The sequence below is a fragment of the Actinosynnema sp. ALI-1.44 genome, assembly GCF_001984155.1.
GTDB lineage: Bacteria > Actinomycetota > Actinomycetes > Mycobacteriales > Pseudonocardiaceae > Kibdelosporangium.
The window spans coordinates 356,558-371,008 of record NZ_MTQO01000053.1 but is presented as its reverse complement, the minus strand read 5'-3'; the positions used below and the strand labels follow the sequence as shown (position 1 = coordinate 371,008).

The following is a 14,451-nucleotide window of genomic DNA, read 5'->3' as shown; positions in this document are numbered from 1 at the left end:
ACTAACCAGCCGAACAGTGGTTTGGTGGTCACCTGGGAATTTCCGCTGTTTCGAGGGAGGTCGGCGTGCCTGGTCGCGCCATCACGGGTATTGGTTCGGCGGTGCTCGCCACGGGGTTACTCGCGGCGTGCGGCATGGCCGACGGTCAGTGGGACTTACCCATGTCGCCACTGGAACGACCCGCCGACATCTCGTTGCGGAACAAGGACGTGTGCGCCACGTTGGGCGCCGACCGGATCACCTCCGGCTGCCACCTGATGGCCGAGAACGGCACGGCCGAGATCTACGTCATCCCGAGGGTGGACGGCGGTTTACGCCGTTACTCCGGCGATGTCGACGGCGACACCGTGCGCTGGCTCGGCATCGACAAGTTCCCCGCGATCCAGCTGTCCAACGGATCGGGCAGTGACGGCATCGCTTCGTGCCGCGTCGCGCTGGACGTGGCCCACGACCAGATCCTGATGATCGTCTACCGCCAGAAGGGAGCGGCGGACCCGCACCTCGCGCCGTGCAAACCGGCCCGCGACTACGCCGCCAAAGCCCTCTCCGCGCTGCAGACCCGCGCCTCGTAACGCGAAACCGGCCGCACTGTCCGCAGTGGACAGGACGACCGGCTCCGGTTCGCGAGTCGTCAGTGGACAGCGACTTCCTTGAGCCGCGGATCGCCCTCGTCGGCGTGGTAGTCCTCGTTCTGCGTCTGGTCGATGCCGTTGGGCGACTTCATGGCCCGCAGGATCCAGGTCGCGATGACCGCGACGACCAGGTTGCCGATCAGTGCGACGAACCCGACGTAGATCTGGGTGAGCGAACCGGCGAACGGGTGCCAGCCGAACAGGCTCAGCTGCCCGAGCGGCAGCGCCGACCCGCCGAAGTGCGCCTTGCCCGCAGCTTTGTTCGGGATCTCGTAGAGCATCGCGAAGCCCCACACCATCCCGGCGACCCAGCCCGCGACCAGCGCCCACCGGTGGAACCACCGCGTGTACAACGAGATCGCCACCGCGGGCAGCGTCTGCAGGATGATCACGCCGCCGATCAGCTGCAGGTCGATGGAGAACTGCGGGTCGACGAGCAGGATGAACAGCACCGCGCCGAACTTCACGATCAGCGACGCCAGCTTGGCCTGCTTGGCTTCCTGCTTCGGGTCCGCGTCCTTCTTGATGTACTCCTTGTAGATGTTGCGCGTCCACAGGTTCGCCGCGGCGATCGACATGATCGCGGCGGGCACGAGCGCGCCGATCCCGATCGCGGCGAACGCGATACCGGCGAACCACGCCGGGAACTGCTGGTCGAACAGCACGGGAACGATCGTGTTGGTGTCCGGCCGCCCGGTCGCCTGGTTCACGATCGGCTTCGACGCCGCCTGGATGGCCACGAAGCCCAGCAACGCCAACAAACCCAGCAACAGAGAGTAAGCGGGAAGCGCGACCATGTTGCGCTTGATCACGTTACGTCCCCGCGACGCCAACGCACCTGTCAACGAGTGCGGGTACAGGAACAGCGCGAGCGCGGAGCCCAACGCCAGCGTCGCGTACTGCAACTGGTTGGCCGGGCTGAGCAGGACACCGTCGTTCGGGTTGTCCTTGGTCGCATCGAACTTCGCCTGTGCCGTGTTGAAGATCGTCTCCCACCCACCCAGCTTGGACGGCAGGTAGAACACCGCGACCAGGATGACGATGTAGATCAGGATGTCCTTGACGAACGCGATCAGCGCGGGCGCGCGCAGGCCGGACTGGTAGGTGTAGACAGCCAGCACGACGAACGCGATCAGCAGCGGCAGGTGCCCGAGGAAACCGGAGCCGTTGAAGCCCATGGTGCGCAGCACCGCTTCCAGACCGACCAGCTGCAACGCGATGTACGGCATCGTGGCGACGATCCCGGTGACCGCGATCAGCAGAGCCAGCGTGCGGGAGCCGTACCGGCCGCGCACGTAGTCGGCGGGCGTGACGTATCCATGCACTCGCGACACCGACCACATCCGCAGCAACGGCAGGAACACGATCGGATAGAGGATCACGGTGTACGGCAACGCGTAGAAGCCGAGCGCACCGGCGCCGAACACCAGCGCGGGCACCGCGACGAACGTGTACGCGGTGTAGAGGTCACCGCCGACCAGGAACCAGGTGATCCACGAGCCGAACTTGCGGCCGCCGAGCCCCCATTCGTCCAGGTGGTCCAGCGTGCTGCCCGCCTGCCAGCGCGCCGCGACGAAACCGAGGACGGTCACGACAAGGAAGAGGACCGCGAAGATGATGATCTCGGTCCACTGCAGGTTGCTCACTTGGTGGTCCCCTCGTCCAGGTCGTCCACGCTCAACCGGTCGGGCTGGTGGCTGACTGGCTCATCCTTCGTCTTGACGTAGACGACCCACACGCAGATCACACCGACGACCACGAAGACGAACTGCGACCAGTAGAAGAACGGCATGCCGAACAGGTGCGGGCCATCGAAGTTGATCAGTGGTGTGATCAACATGGCCAGCGGAACCAGCAGCAGCAGGTTCCAGTTGTTCCACCGCAGGCCGTACCCGGTCTTCCCAGGTGACTCTGACATCGACGTCCCACTCCCGCATCGGGCCATTACGTAGGGCGGATCGTAGACATGACACGGCACCGGATGCATTACATTCCGGTCGCGGGATCCCGGCTTGATCCAGCCAGTGCGCAGCAGTGGCCGAATCGTGACTTCGGGCAGTCACATAACGCACCGGCGCCGGTACGGTCACGTCATGCGGATCGCTTGGGGGCTGGCCGCTTGCGCGGTCCTACTCGGCATCACCGCCTGTGAACCCGCCGCGTCCCCGTCGGCACCACCGGCGACGTCGCCATCGGGGCGCGTGACCGTGCCCGCCAACATGTACGGCGAGAATCCACCGAAGCCGGGGCAGTGCCTGGACACCGGCAACGCGATCGTCGTCGACTGCGCCGATCCGCACGACGCCGAAGTGGTCAACACCGGCAAGCTCACCGCGACGTCGATGCCGGACGAGGCGACCGCGGCCACGCTCACCATCCCGCCGTGCCGCGAGAAGATCGCCGAGTACCTGGGCGGACCGGACATGGACGCGACCAATCTCGTGGCCATGCCGTTGTGGCCGAACCAGGAGCAGTGGGCCAAGGGCGAGCGGTGGCTGCTGTGCACGGTGGCCGAGGTCGGGTCGGACGAGAACCTGGTGAAGCGCACCGGTTCGGTCGAAGGCGCGTTGCAGGGCAACGAGTTGTTCCGGTTCCAGACGTGTTCGGTGTCCTCGCCGTCCCGCGACGCCAAGATCCGCCGTGGGCCGTGCGACGGGCCACACCTCGGCGAGGCGGTGCCCGGCGTGATCAGCGTCGGAAAGCCGGGCGGCGCGATCCCCGGCAACGATTCGATGAACCGGACCGCGGGAGCGAAATGCCCCGCGCTGGTGAAGAAATACCTCGGCGGCGCCAGCAAAGAAGTGACGACCGCGTGGCGACTGCCCAACGCCGAATCGTGGGCCCGCGGTTACACCAACCTGGTCTGCTACGCCGAAGCCACCCGTCCGGTGAAAGTCCGGTTGCGCAACCTAGGCCAGGGAGCGCTGCCCAGCTAGCGGGCGAAGCCCGTCGCGCGCGGGCGCGACGGGTTCGCTGTTCGCGGGCTCCTGGTCGGTCTCCGTCGACGTCATGACGACCATCAACAAGGCGGCCAGTGCCAGCACCATCATGGCCAATCCGGCGACAACCACTTCTGACACCACCTTCGTGTGTTCCTCGTCTCTGTATGACGCATGACCAGGGTCCTCGTTTCCTGCGACCGGGGACAACTGAGTTTCGACGCGGTCACGGCGAGGTCTCGTCCCCAGGCTGTGCACAGTTCTATCCACAGGCTGTGGACAAATCCGTGGATACCCAGCTCCAGCCCTTGCACCACGAGTCACAATGGCCACATCGGTCGCACCGGCTGTGGATAGGCCACAATTCGGCGGGCCGGGCCGCGACCGGAACCGAATGGCCCTATCGTGAGTCCAACCTGCCGTAGTAATCGGGACCAACTTCACCCCAGGGGGCCGCTGTGTACGAAGACGACTCCAGCCAGGACCACACCAACAACAGCGGTCACGGCGACGAGATGACCGTGACGGTCGACGGTGAGCAGTACGAGGTCGAGGCCGACTACGACCTCAACAAGGACGGTGACAACGACACCGCGATCATCACCGGCGACGACGGCAGCAAGGTCGCTTTCACCGACGTGGACAACGACGGCGACGCCGACGTGGCGGTGGAGATGGACGAGCAGGGCAACGTCACCGGCGCCGCGCGCTACGACGAGGCCTCCGGCGAGTGGGTTCCCGTCGACCCGAAGAGCGGTGGCGGTGACGACCACCAGTCGACCGGTTCCACCGCGGGCCAGTCGTCGTCGGCCAGCGGTGACATCAAAGTGGACGTTCCGGGCGAATCGCAGGACAAGAGCGCCGGTCCGGCCACAGTGGACATGAACCAGGACGGCAAGAACGACACGGCGGTCGTCAAGACCGACGACGGCGACACCATCGGCTTCACCGACAGGGACGGCGACGGCGAGGCCGACCAGATGACGGTGATCGAGTCCGACGGCAGCGTCACGATCTCGCAGCACACCGGCGAGGACGAGTGGACCGAGGTCGAGAAGGGCCACGTCGACTCGAGCGGCAACTACGTCCCCGACAGCAAGAAGGGCTGACCGCCCGACCGTCTCCGGCCCCTGTCCGCGGTTCGCGGGCAGGGGCCGGTCGCATGTCCGGATTCGATTCGCACCGGTGGGATCACCGACGAATCCAGTTGTCCACAACCGACCGGTAACCCCTTTGACCAGCGCTATCCCCGGTAGACTGGAGCAGGGACGCCCCCCGGGTCGGGTGGGGGACTGTGTGTGGGCGAATCGGCGGCTTCCTTGTGTGGCAAGGAAAAGCCGGATTTGTGTGGCCTCGGGCGCATCGTCCTTTTGGCTGTCTGGGGCAAAAGGACTGCGGAGCGTGGCGTGGCGGCCTTCGGGTTCTGAACCGATCGCTGAACCGATCAGGAAATCGGACTCTGCCCGGAAATCTTCCCGGGGATCGGCGGTTGTGTGGGAAAGCCCACGTGCGCATTCGAGTGCTGAATCGATTCCCTTATCGGTCCGGTGAGGCAACCCACACGCCAGCTGTCGTTTAACCAGCCGTCACCTGGTTAACCTCGCTGCATCCCTTTTCACGGCACGCCCATCTCCTCCGGTGGGTGGGCGAAGCCATTGGTGAGGACGTCGCAGTCCCCGCGCTTGAGACAACGGCGTCCGGTCGCGGATTATGAACCCCAGTCAGGAGACGAGGCGAGATGACCGCATTGGCCATTCCAGGTCTGGACACCGCACCGACGACGCACCAGCGGCTTCTCGAGTGGGTGCACGAGGTTGCCCAGCTGACCACACCGGACCGCGTGGTGTGGGCCGATGGTTCGGACGAGGAGTGGGACCGGCTCACCGCGAAGCTGGTCGACGCAGGAACGTTCACGGCGCTGAAGCAGAAACCCAACTCGTTCTGGGCCGCGTCGGATCCGGGCGATGTCGCCAGGGTCGAGGAACGGACGTTCATATGTTCGGTCGACCCGCAGGACGCGGGGCCGACGAACAACTGGATGGACCCGGCCGAGATGAAGGCCACCATGACCGAGCTCTACCGGGGCTGCATGCGTGGTCGCACGATGTACGTGATCCCGTTCTGCATGGGGCCGCTTGAGGCGGACAAGCCCATGCTGGGTGTGGAGATCACCGACTCGGAGTACGTCGTCGTGTCCATGCGAGTGATGACGCGCATGGGTTCGAAGGCGTTGGCCAAGTTCGGTGACGACGCCGACTTCGTGCCGTGCCTGCACTCGGTCGGCGCGCCGCTGGCCGAAGGTCAGCAGGACGTGCCCTGGCCCGCGAACGAGACGAAGTACATCAGCCACTTCCCGGAGACCAGGGAGATCTGGAGCTACGGCTCCGGCTACGGCGGCAACGCCCTGCTGGGCAAGAAGTGCTACTCGCTGCGGATCGCGTCGGTGATCGGCCGGGACGAGGGCTGGCTGGCCGAGCACATGCTGATCCTCAAGCTGATCTCGCCGGAGAACAAGGTCTACTACATCGCCGCGGCGTTCCCCAGCGCCTGCGGCAAGACGAACCTGGCGATGCTGGAGCCGACCATCCCCGGCTGGAAGGTCGAGACGCTGGGTGACGACATCGCGTGGATGAGGTTCGGTGAGGACGGTCGCCTCTACGCGGTCAACCCGGAGGCCGGGTTCTTCGGTGTGGCCCCCGGAACGGACTGGCACACCAACCCGAACGCGATGCGCACGATCGAGCGCGGCAACACGGTCTTCACGAACGTGGCGCTGACCGACAACGGCGACATCTGGTGGGAGGGCATGGGCGAGCCGCCCGCGCACCTCACCTCGTGGAAGAAGCAGGACTGGACGCCGGACTCGGACGAGCCGTCGAGCCACCCGAACTCGCGCTACTGCACGCCGATGTCGCAGTGCCCGATCCTGGCGCCGGAGTGGGACGACCCGAAGGGTGTGCCGATCTCGGCGATCTTCTTCGGCGGCCGCCGCAAGGACACCATCCCGCTGGTGACCGAGTCGCGTGACTGGAACCACGGCACCTTCATGGGCGCGACGCTGTCGAGCGAGACGACGGCCGCCGCCAAGGGCAAGGTCGGAGTCGTGCGACGGGACCCGATGGCGATGCTGCCGTTCATCGGCTACAACGCCGCGGACTACTTCGCACACTGGATCGCCACGGGCAAGCGCGCGGACGCGGACAAGCTGCCGAAGATCTTCTACGTGAACTGGTTCCGCCGCGGCGCGGAGAAGCAGTTCCTGTGGCCGGGATTCGGCGAGAACTCGCGCGTGCTCAAGTGGGCGATCGAGCGCATCGAGGGCAAGGCCGCCGCGCACGAGACCCCGATCGGCTGGGTGCCCACGGTGGCCGACCTGGACACCGAAGGCCTCGACGCCCCGGCCGAAGACCTCGAGGCCGTGCTGAAGGTCGACCGCGAGGAGTGGCTCGCGGAGATCCCGCTGATCGAGGAGTGGTTCGACAAGATGGGCGAGAAGCTTCCGACGTCGCTGCGTGACGAACTGGAAGCCCTCAAGCAGCGCCTGTCAGCGTAGCCAGGTGCGGTGACGGCCCCGAGGATTCATCCTCGGGGCCGTTTTCATCGGTGGGCAATGATGTGATGGACCGTGTCGCGGAGTGTGACGGGCGCGGCGGCTCGGTCGAGTGCTCCAGCGGTCTTCCTCAGCAAGGTGACAGCGCGGGCTGAGCCGATGGATGCTGCCCGGACACGCCATCGAGGTGCAACGATCTTGCCTGATCGAATGCACGAAGCGCATCCGCGCGGTGGCCTGCGCGGGAATGCGCCCGCGCTTGACGGACAAGTGCCATGGCGTGGATTCGAGGAGTGATCCAACCGTCATCGATCACTGCTTGCGCGGTCGCGATGGACAGGCGCTCGTGTCGGAGATACCAAGCTTGCAGGCTCGCGTTCAACAGTGTCAGAAGCGAGATGTCTCGATCGCCAGCTAGTCGGGCGAGATACAGAGCCTCATGGTTCAGTTCTGTGGCCAGCGGCTGCCGCTCGGCGTCGAAGGCGATCCACCCAGCCACCTCGGCGAGTTCCGCTCCGGCGGCATGGAGATCACGTTCCACCCGTGTGGAGTATCCACCGGTGTTGATCCGCTGCCGCACAACACTGAAGGCCCGGTTGGCCAGACCGGCGACATCGATCCCGCCCCACTGGCTATCCAGCCTGATCAGTTGCTGCGACGTCGCGCGCACCAGATCCACATAGGACTCGTCGGCGGGCGCCGCAGCGTCCCAGGATGCCAAGGAAAGTGAGCCAAAGGTGCCTGGAACGTCGCCTTTGACAGCAGTCCGATCTCGCCGAAGTTCCTGTGCCCGTGCTCGGGCAGTGTCCAGCCTCCGGTTTCGGGTCAGGCTGGGCTGGCGGCGGGGGTGGCTACCTTGACCTTCGTCGTGCGGATGCGGGCCAGGAGGGCTTTGGCGGTTTCGATGCCGGATTCGACCTGGGCCGTCTGCTTGTTCACGACTTGCAGGCGTTTGGAGCGCTCGGTCGCGTCGAGGCGCATGGCTTTGTCGACTTCGCGCAGTTCTGTCTCGATGCTGGTGATGCGGCGGCCGAGGGCGTCGTCCAGTGCCAGTGACAGCTCCTGCTCGGCCTGGATCAGCTGGTCGGCCACCATCTGGTCCAGTGTGGACCTGGCGTCGGCGATCGCGTCGGTCAGCCAGGTCTTCATGTGCTGCTTGTCCTGGGCGTGGCGCCGGGTTTTCGAGATCCACCAGCCCGCGCCGAGGCCGAGGATGATCGTCACCGGGGCGACGATCACGCCGAGTGTTCCGGCCGCCGCCGCGCCGAACAGCCCCAGCGGCAGGGTGGCGAGTTTCCCGAGGCCGACGCCGCCGGAGATGCCCATCATCACCATGAGCTTGTCTTCCGAGGTGCCCGGTCGCTTCTCCGGTGAGCGCAGCACGACCGGGGGCTGACCCGCTCGTGCGTACTGCGCTTGCAGGATAGCCAGCTCGTCCGGGGAGAACAGTCCGGTCAGCACGTTCTCGCCGATCTTGTTCAGCCTGCTGCCGACCGACGCGCTGACCCGGCGGGACACCAGTTGCAGCGCCGCGTCGACCTGGGCGGACAGCGACGCCAACGCGTCCTTGTCGGCCACGTCGATCTGCTGGCGGAACCAGGCCTGCATGTCGCGCATCTCGCGGCTGACCTCGTGGGTGTTCTCCATGCGGGCCCGCTGGATCTCACCGCGCATCTTCACCTGCCAGCCGCGCGTGGCCGACTTGCGCTGGACGGCGAGCTCCTCCTTGCGTGCCTTCAGCGCCTTGACCTCGTCGGCGCCGGTGGTCAACGCACGCGATTCGCCGGCCAGTTTGACCTTGACCTCGTCCAGCGAGGTGGTCAGCGCCCGCATCGTGTTGGCTTCCGCCAGCATCGCGGCCTTGCCGATCACCAGCTCCTGCAAGGCGTCCGCGAGGGCGGTCAGTCCCGACTTCTCCTTGAGCATGTCGGCGGCCTGCTGGTTGGGTGCTTTGCCCGCCATCTCGGCCATCCGGGCCGAGACGGGGTGAAACGCCGTGTCGGCGAACCGGGGCGCGTGCTCGCGCAGCAGCTCCTGGTTGGCTTCGAGCACCTGCCGCCAGCCGCGGAACTGATCCACTTTGGACAACGCGAACAGCACCGTCTCGACGCGGTCGCCGACGTTGCGCAGGAAGTTCAGCTCGCCGGCGGTGAACGGCGCCGACGCGTCGACCACGAACAGCAGGGCCGTCGCGCTGGCCGCGGCCTCGAGCGCGAGTTCGCCGTGCACCGAGTCGAGCCCGCCGACACCGGGGGTGTCCACGATGGAGATCTTGTCGAGCAGCTCGACCGGGCCATCCACCTCGACGTACCTCGGCGGCAGGTGTCCTTCCGGCAGCTCGTGCGAGGCCGAGACCCAGTTGATCAGGCTGCCGATGTCGACCTGGATCGGGGCGAGGTGGCCCGGGTAGCACGCCCGCGCCTCCCACTGCTCGGCGTGCCCGAACACCAGGTACGTCGCCGTCGCCACGTCGGCGTCCACAGGCGACAGTCCCGGCTGCCCGAGCAGGGCGTTGACCAGCGAGCTCTTGCCGCGGTTGGTCTCGCCGACGACGACAACGGTCGGCTGCCGCCTGCGGCTGGCCCGCAGCTGCTCCACCCACGCCGCGGAGTCCGGTGCGACCTCACGCAGCAGGGTCAGCATCTGCTCGCGGTGTGCGGCGACCTGCTTGGGCAGGCTGGGCTGGGCTGGTGCTGTCACGGCTGCTTCACCTTGTACACGGTCACGATCGGCGCGCGCAGCAGACGCCCGCGGTCGGCGAACCCCACCACTTCCGTCTCCGCGACCACGCCGTCCATCGTGACGTCCTGGGTCGGTACGGTGCCGCCCGCCTCGTGCTGCGCCGGGTCGAACACGTCACCGTCCGGCCGGATCGCCGACACCCCGATGCCGGAAAGGCCCTCCTCGAGCCGCTCGACCACGCCGGGGCTGCGGGCGCGGTCGAGGGCGTACAGGCAGAGCTGCACCAGCGTGTCCCGCTCGGTGAGCGCCTTCTTGAGCGTCTCGGCCTGGTCGGGCTGGTCGGTCTGGTCCGGGTTGTCGATGCCCGCGATCATGTCCGCGCTCACTTCGGTGGTCGTGTCGGTGTCGTCGTCGGCCTTGGTGCGGCGGAATAGGGAAGCCAACGAGATCACCCTGTCTGCGAGATGAGAACGACTGTCGCGCCGAAGTTACCTTTAGTTGCCCCGAAGCTGCTGCCAGATGAGGAAATACGCCCGGTGCACCACGTGCGCCACCCGGCTCTGCGCCGGCGTCGCCCCGAACGACGCGAACGACCGCCACCACCCGGCGCGCTCCAGCGCGTACGCGACCAACTCCTGCTGCGGACGGCCTTTCATGCCGAGCTGCTCGCCGACGTCCGCGCTGCCACCGACCCGCAGCACCTCCTCGGCCAGGTCGTCCGGCATCGACACCGCGCCCGACGTGACCAGCGTGAGGGCTTCGAGCAGGCGCAACGCGTGTGCTTCCGGCTTGGCCAGCAGCACCTCGATCGCGTCGTGCACGCGCTGCCGTTCGCCCAGATCACCGGACGCCTGCGCGAGCGCGGTCACGGAAGCCAGCGCGGCGGCGGCTTTGATCCCGTCGGCGCGGGCGCGGAACACCGCGTCCAGCCGGGCGCGCACGCCAGCCAGACCTGACGCGTCAAGCAGCTTGCGCCGCAACGCACCCGCCGTCAGCTCGGGTTCCTGCCGCACTGCTTCGACAGCCTGGCTGATGCCGAACAGGTCGAGCTTCTCCAGCAGGCGCAGGCGCGTGCCGCTGGGCACGTCGCAGTCCCACGACGTGAACATGTCCGCCGAGACCAGCAGCATCTCCCAGGTGACCTCGTCGAGCTGGGCGAGCTGCTTGAGCGCGTCCGCGTCGGCCTGGGTGAACCCGCCGGACTCGGCCGTCTCGGCGAGCAGCCCGATCACCGGCAGCACGTCGGCGACCCTCGGCTTGAGGGTGAGCGCCTGCTTCTCGGCCAGCAGCGACGCTGCCTTCCAGACGTCGCCGTCCGAGCCGGTCACGGACTCCGGCGCGATCGTGTCCGCCTTGTTCAGCACCGCGATCGCGTTCACCGGTCCGGCTTCACGGCTGGCGGTCGCCGCGGTGAACGCCGCAAGCGCTTGCTGGTCGTCGGCTCGTACACCCTGGGTGACGACGTAGAGCACGGCTTCGGCGCCCGCTACCGCGTTGCGGGACGTGTCGTCCAGGTCGTCGCTGGATTCCTCGTCGTCCGGTGTGGCGTCGGCAGGCTTGGCCGCGCCGAGCAGCTGCTCGGTCCGGGCCACCGACGCGGCGTCCAGCGAGCCGAGACCCGGCGTGTCGATGACCGTCAGGTCGCGCAGCACGGCGTTGGTCAGGTACGCCTCGATGTGCGACACCTGGTCGAAGTCCAGGTCGAGGGTGTTGGGGATCATGCCGCTCGCGTCGAACGGCAACACCTGCTTGCGGCCGTCGTTGAAGATCACTTCGACCCGGTCGACCGTGCCGTACTGGAACCTGGTCACCAGTCGGGTGCACTCGCCGACGTCGGTCGGCGCGACCCGGCGACCGATCAGCGCGTTGACGAGCGTCGACTTGCCCGACTTGATCCGACCGGCGACGGCGACCTGCAGCGGCGCGGACAGCCTGCGCAGGACCTCGCGGAACCCGGCGGCCGTACGGGCAGTGACCTGCGACTGCAGCCGGACACACAGCTGCGCGACCGCGGCCGACAGGGGGCCTGCCAGGTGCTGTTGTTGATCGGTCGCCGTAGTCACGCGAGAAATCGTGCCACGTCCAGGCGACGCACGGTTGCAAACCCGGCATTAAGGGGTATCCACCTGCCATGGACACGAACAGCTACATCGCCTTCATCGTGATAGGTGTCATCCTCGTGGCCATCGACGGGCAGATCATCTATCGGAGCGGACGGAAGTACCTCGAGCGTTCCTATGGCGATTCCGGTGCGGGCACGTCCATGGCGCGCTTGGTCACCGTGCTGTTCCACCTCGTGGTGCTCGGTCTGCTGATGCTTGTCTCGACCGTCGATGTCGGGGAGAACCAGGCCGAAGGTGTGATCATCCGGCTCGGCATCGTCCTGCTGCTGCTGGCCGCGGCGCACGGGGTGACCATCGCGATCCTCGCCCGGATCAAGGAGCACCAGATCCAGGAACAACTGGCCGAGGAGATGACGCACCCGCACTCGCCGCTGCGCGCTGAGCAGCCGCCGGAGCCCAGCGTCGACACGACGCCGACGTCCACGATCACCCCGAAGTCGCCGACCAACCCCCCGCCGCCGTACCTCGCACCGTAGAACGTCAACCTCTGGTCCGACCCGACTCAGCCTCCGGCTCGACGCGCCGGGGGCTGAGTCGGCTTAGGCTGCTCGTGTGCGACGGCTGAGCCTGTGGATGCGGAAGCATCCGACGTTCGGCGACTCCCTGTTGGCCTTCTTCCTGGCGCTGTTCGAGTCGTTGATCTTCGTCAGCGACCGCCCACCGCAGCCGCTGTGGCTGTACCTGCTGGTCGATGTCGGCATGATCGGCCCGCTCGTGCTGCGCAGGCGCCGTCCGATGGTGGCGTGCTACCTGATCCTGCTCACCGGGTACGTGCAGCTGATCACCGATGCACTGGCCGACGAGCCGACCGTGCTCCGGCCCGCGAACATCGCGGTCGGGATCGCGCTGTACACGATGGTCGTCTACGTCGGCCGCCGACAGGCGTCGATCTACGCGGTCTGGATCACGATCGGGACCGTGTTGTGGGCCGTCTGGCTGGTCAAACCGCGGATCAACGACCAGTGGTGGATCGCCGGGGTCTCGATCTTCGTCCTGCTGGCGTTCTGCTGGACGCTCGGCGAGTTCGTCGGCGCCCGCCGCGCCTACCAGGCCGAGGTGGAGCAGCGCCTGCGTCTGCTGGAGACAGAACGCGACCACCAGGCCAAGATCGCCGTCGCCGAGGAACGCGCCCGCATCGCCCGTGAACTGCACGACGTCGTGGCGCACGCGGTCAGCGTCATGGTCGTGCAGGCCGACGGCGCGACGTACGCCGTGCACACCAATCCCGAGCTGGCCGAGCGTGCGATCAAGACGATCTCGTCGACCGGCCGTGAAGCCCTCACCGAACTGCGCCGGTTGCTCGGCGTGCTGCGCGCCGAGGAAGGCGGCGGCGACGAACGCACCCCGCAGCCGGGCACGAACTCGCTCAACGACCTCGCCGAACGCGTCCGCCTCGTCGGCTTGCCTGTGCGGCTGAAGCTCAAGGGCGAGCTGGACGGGCTGCCCGCGGGCATCGGTCTGGGCATCTACCGCATCGTGCAGGAAGCACTGACGAACACGTTGAAGCACGCGGGCGCGGGGGCGTCCGCGGTCGTGCGTGTCGCACGGGTCGGTGACAACGTCGAACTGGACATCACCGACGATGGTTTCGGCACGCCGCACGAGCTGGTGTCGATCTCCGGTGGCAACGGCCTGATCGGGATGCGCGAGCGGGCGAACGTCTTCGGCGGCAGCCTCCAGGCCGGGCCGAGGCCGGGCGGCGGGTGGCACGTCCACGCGGTACTACCAATCCAGGGAACCTAGAGAACATGATCAAAGTGGTGTTGGTCGACGACCAGGAGCTGATGCGCGTCGGCTTCAGGATGGTGCTCGGCGCACAGCCGGACATGGAGATCGTCGGCGAGGCGGGGGACGGCGACGCGGCCGTGAAACTGGCGGCGCGGCTGCGGCCGGACGTGGTGCTGATGGACGTGCGCATGCCCGTCCTCGACGGTGTCGAGGCGACCAAACTGATCACCGAGGCCGGCACGGCGAAGGTCCTCGTGATGACGACCTTCGACCTGGACGAGTACGCGCTCGCCGCGCTGCGCAACGGCGCCAGTGGTTTCATGCTCAAGGACACACCACCGGATCACCTGGTCGCGGCGCTGCGGTCGGTCGCGAGCGGCGACGCCGTGGTCTCGCCCAGCGTCACCCGGCGCCTGCTCGACCGTTTCCTCGGCGCCTCGGGTGGGCAACTGCGGGACGCCTCGGTGCTGGACGCGTTGACCGACCGTGAGCGCGAGGTGCTCGTGCTGATGGCGCAGGGGTTGTCGAACACCGAGATCGCCCGGAAGTTGTTCCTGTCGGAGGCGACGGTGAAGACGCACGTCGGCCGCGTGCTCGCCAAGTTGGAGCTACGCGACCGCGTGCAGGCTGTCGTGCTGGCGTATGAGACCGGCCTCGTCCGCCCAGGTGAGGCCTGAGAACCCCCTGGGGGAACGGGTGTCGTGCCGACCCTGACCTGGCACCCCCGGGACAAGTGGGGGATGTCCCGGATCGCGGGTGGACAGATTGTCCGCCACGCTACGACTACGGGTCGACCC

At 67.1% G+C, this 14,451-nt stretch carries 14 protein-coding genes; 7 read left to right on the top strand and 7 right to left on the bottom strand.

Annotated features, from left to right (window positions below; translation table 11 throughout):
- Positions 1-65 precede the first annotated feature (65 nt).
- Entirely contained in the window at positions 66-572 is a 507-nt protein-coding gene (locus tag ALI144C_RS43645; RefSeq protein WP_143231215.1) for a hypothetical protein, read from the top strand.
- Positions 573-631: 59 nt separating this feature from the next.
- Here ALI144C_RS43645 and mctP read toward each other — a convergent pair whose 3' ends face one another.
- Complete coding sequence (mctP, locus tag ALI144C_RS43640; RefSeq protein ID WP_076993150.1) at positions 632-2,278, bottom strand: monocarboxylate uptake permease MctP; 1,647 nt, start codon at positions 2,276-2,278, stop codon at positions 632-634.
- The gene (locus ALI144C_RS43635; protein ID WP_076993149.1) at positions 2,275-2,550 is read right to left on the bottom strand and encodes a DUF3311 domain-containing protein; all 276 of its coding nucleotides are present in this window, start codon (positions 2,548-2,550) and stop codon (positions 2,275-2,277) included. The genes mctP and ALI144C_RS43635 overlap by 4 nt, the downstream gene beginning before the upstream one ends.
- A gap of 175 nt (positions 2,551-2,725) precedes the next feature.
- On the opposite strand from ALI144C_RS43635, the gene ALI144C_RS43630 reads away from it, so the two are divergent.
- Complete coding sequence (locus ALI144C_RS43630; protein ID WP_083753911.1) at positions 2,726-3,568, top strand: septum formation family protein; 843 nt, start codon at positions 2,726-2,728, stop codon at positions 3,566-3,568.
- Here the strand turns inward: ALI144C_RS43630 and ALI144C_RS56055 are convergent.
- Entirely contained in the window at positions 3,542-3,712 is a 171-nt protein-coding gene (locus ALI144C_RS56055; protein WP_168211502.1) for a hypothetical protein, read from the bottom strand. The two genes, ALI144C_RS43630 and ALI144C_RS56055, sit on opposite strands and share 27 nt — an antisense overlap.
- 317 nt (positions 3,713-4,029) lie before the next feature.
- Here ALI144C_RS56055 and ALI144C_RS43625 point away from each other — a divergent pair, with 317 nt between their 5' ends.
- Entirely contained in the window at positions 4,030-4,680 is a 651-nt protein-coding gene (locus ALI144C_RS43625) for a DUF6802 family protein (RefSeq protein ID WP_076993147.1), read from the top strand.
- Between the two features lie 629 nt (positions 4,681-5,309).
- Positions 5,310-7,124 (top strand): phosphoenolpyruvate carboxykinase (GTP), encoded by a 1,815-nt coding sequence (locus tag ALI144C_RS43620; protein ID WP_076993146.1) that lies wholly within the window; start codon positions 5,310-5,312, stop codon positions 7,122-7,124.
- 127 nt (positions 7,125-7,251) lie between these two features.
- Here the strand turns inward: ALI144C_RS43620 and ALI144C_RS43615 are convergent, their stop codons facing one another.
- The 4 genes from ALI144C_RS43615 to ALI144C_RS43600 all read right to left on the bottom strand — a co-directional run bounded on the left by ALI144C_RS43615 (position 7,252) and on the right by ALI144C_RS43600 (position 11,875).
- The gene (locus ALI144C_RS43615; protein WP_076993145.1) at positions 7,252-7,800 is read right to left on the bottom strand and encodes a hypothetical protein; all 549 of its coding nucleotides are present in this window, start codon (positions 7,798-7,800) and stop codon (positions 7,252-7,254) included.
- 146 nt (positions 7,801-7,946) lie between these two features.
- Positions 7,947-9,821, bottom strand: coding sequence for a dynamin family protein (locus tag ALI144C_RS43610; RefSeq protein WP_076993144.1), 1,875 nt, complete (start codon positions 9,819-9,821; stop codon positions 7,947-7,949).
- Positions 9,818-10,177 (bottom strand): nucleotide exchange factor GrpE, encoded by a 360-nt coding sequence (locus ALI144C_RS43605; protein WP_076993707.1) that lies wholly within the window; start codon positions 10,175-10,177, stop codon positions 9,818-9,820. Before ALI144C_RS43605 ends, ALI144C_RS43610 begins: the two co-directional genes overlap by 4 nt.
- Before the next feature lie 120 nt (positions 10,178-10,297).
- Positions 10,298-11,875, bottom strand: coding sequence for a dynamin family protein (locus ALI144C_RS43600; protein ID WP_168211520.1), 1,578 nt, complete (start codon positions 11,873-11,875; stop codon positions 10,298-10,300).
- A 59-nt stretch (positions 11,876-11,934) separates the two neighbouring features.
- On the opposite strand from ALI144C_RS43600, the gene ALI144C_RS43595 reads away from it, so the two are divergent.
- The 3 genes from ALI144C_RS43595 (at position 11,935) to ALI144C_RS43585 (ending at position 14,331) form a co-directional block, all read left to right on the top strand.
- A complete protein-coding gene (locus ALI144C_RS43595) occupies positions 11,935-12,402 on the top strand; it encodes a hypothetical protein (protein WP_076993142.1) in 468 nt (155 codons plus the stop codon).
- 97 nt (positions 12,403-12,499) lie between these two features.
- Entirely contained in the window at positions 12,500-13,669 is a 1,170-nt protein-coding gene (locus ALI144C_RS43590) for a sensor histidine kinase (RefSeq protein WP_076993706.1), read from the top strand.
- A gap of 5 nt (positions 13,670-13,674) precedes the next feature.
- Positions 13,675-14,331, top strand: a complete 657-nt coding sequence (locus tag ALI144C_RS43585; protein ID WP_076993141.1) for a response regulator — start codon at positions 13,675-13,677, stop codon at positions 14,329-14,331.
- Positions 14,332-14,451: the final 120 nt, after the last annotated feature.

Excerpts from the sequence above, each read along its gene's own strand:
- ALI144C_RS43635 (WP_076993149.1), bottom strand. The coding sequence starts at position 2,550 with ATGTCAGAGTCACCTGGGAAGACCGGGTACGGCCTGCGGTGGAACAAC.
- ALI144C_RS43630 (WP_083753911.1), top strand. The coding sequence starts at position 2,726 with ATGCGGATCGCTTGGGGGCTGGCCGCTTGCGCGGTCCTACTCGGCATC.
- ALI144C_RS43620 (WP_076993146.1), top strand. The coding sequence starts at position 5,310 with ATGACCGCATTGGCCATTCCAGGTCTGGACACCGCACCGACGACGCAC.
- ALI144C_RS43605 (WP_076993707.1), bottom strand. The coding sequence starts at position 10,177 with ATGATCGCGGGCATCGACAACCCGGACCAGACCGACCAGCCCGACCAG.
- ALI144C_RS43595 (WP_076993142.1), top strand. The coding sequence starts at position 11,935 with ATGGACACGAACAGCTACATCGCCTTCATCGTGATAGGTGTCATCCTC.
- ALI144C_RS43590 (WP_076993706.1), top strand. The coding sequence starts at position 12,500 with ATGCGGAAGCATCCGACGTTCGGCGACTCCCTGTTGGCCTTCTTCCTG.
- ALI144C_RS43585 (WP_076993141.1), top strand. The coding sequence starts at position 13,675 with ATGATCAAAGTGGTGTTGGTCGACGACCAGGAGCTGATGCGCGTCGGC.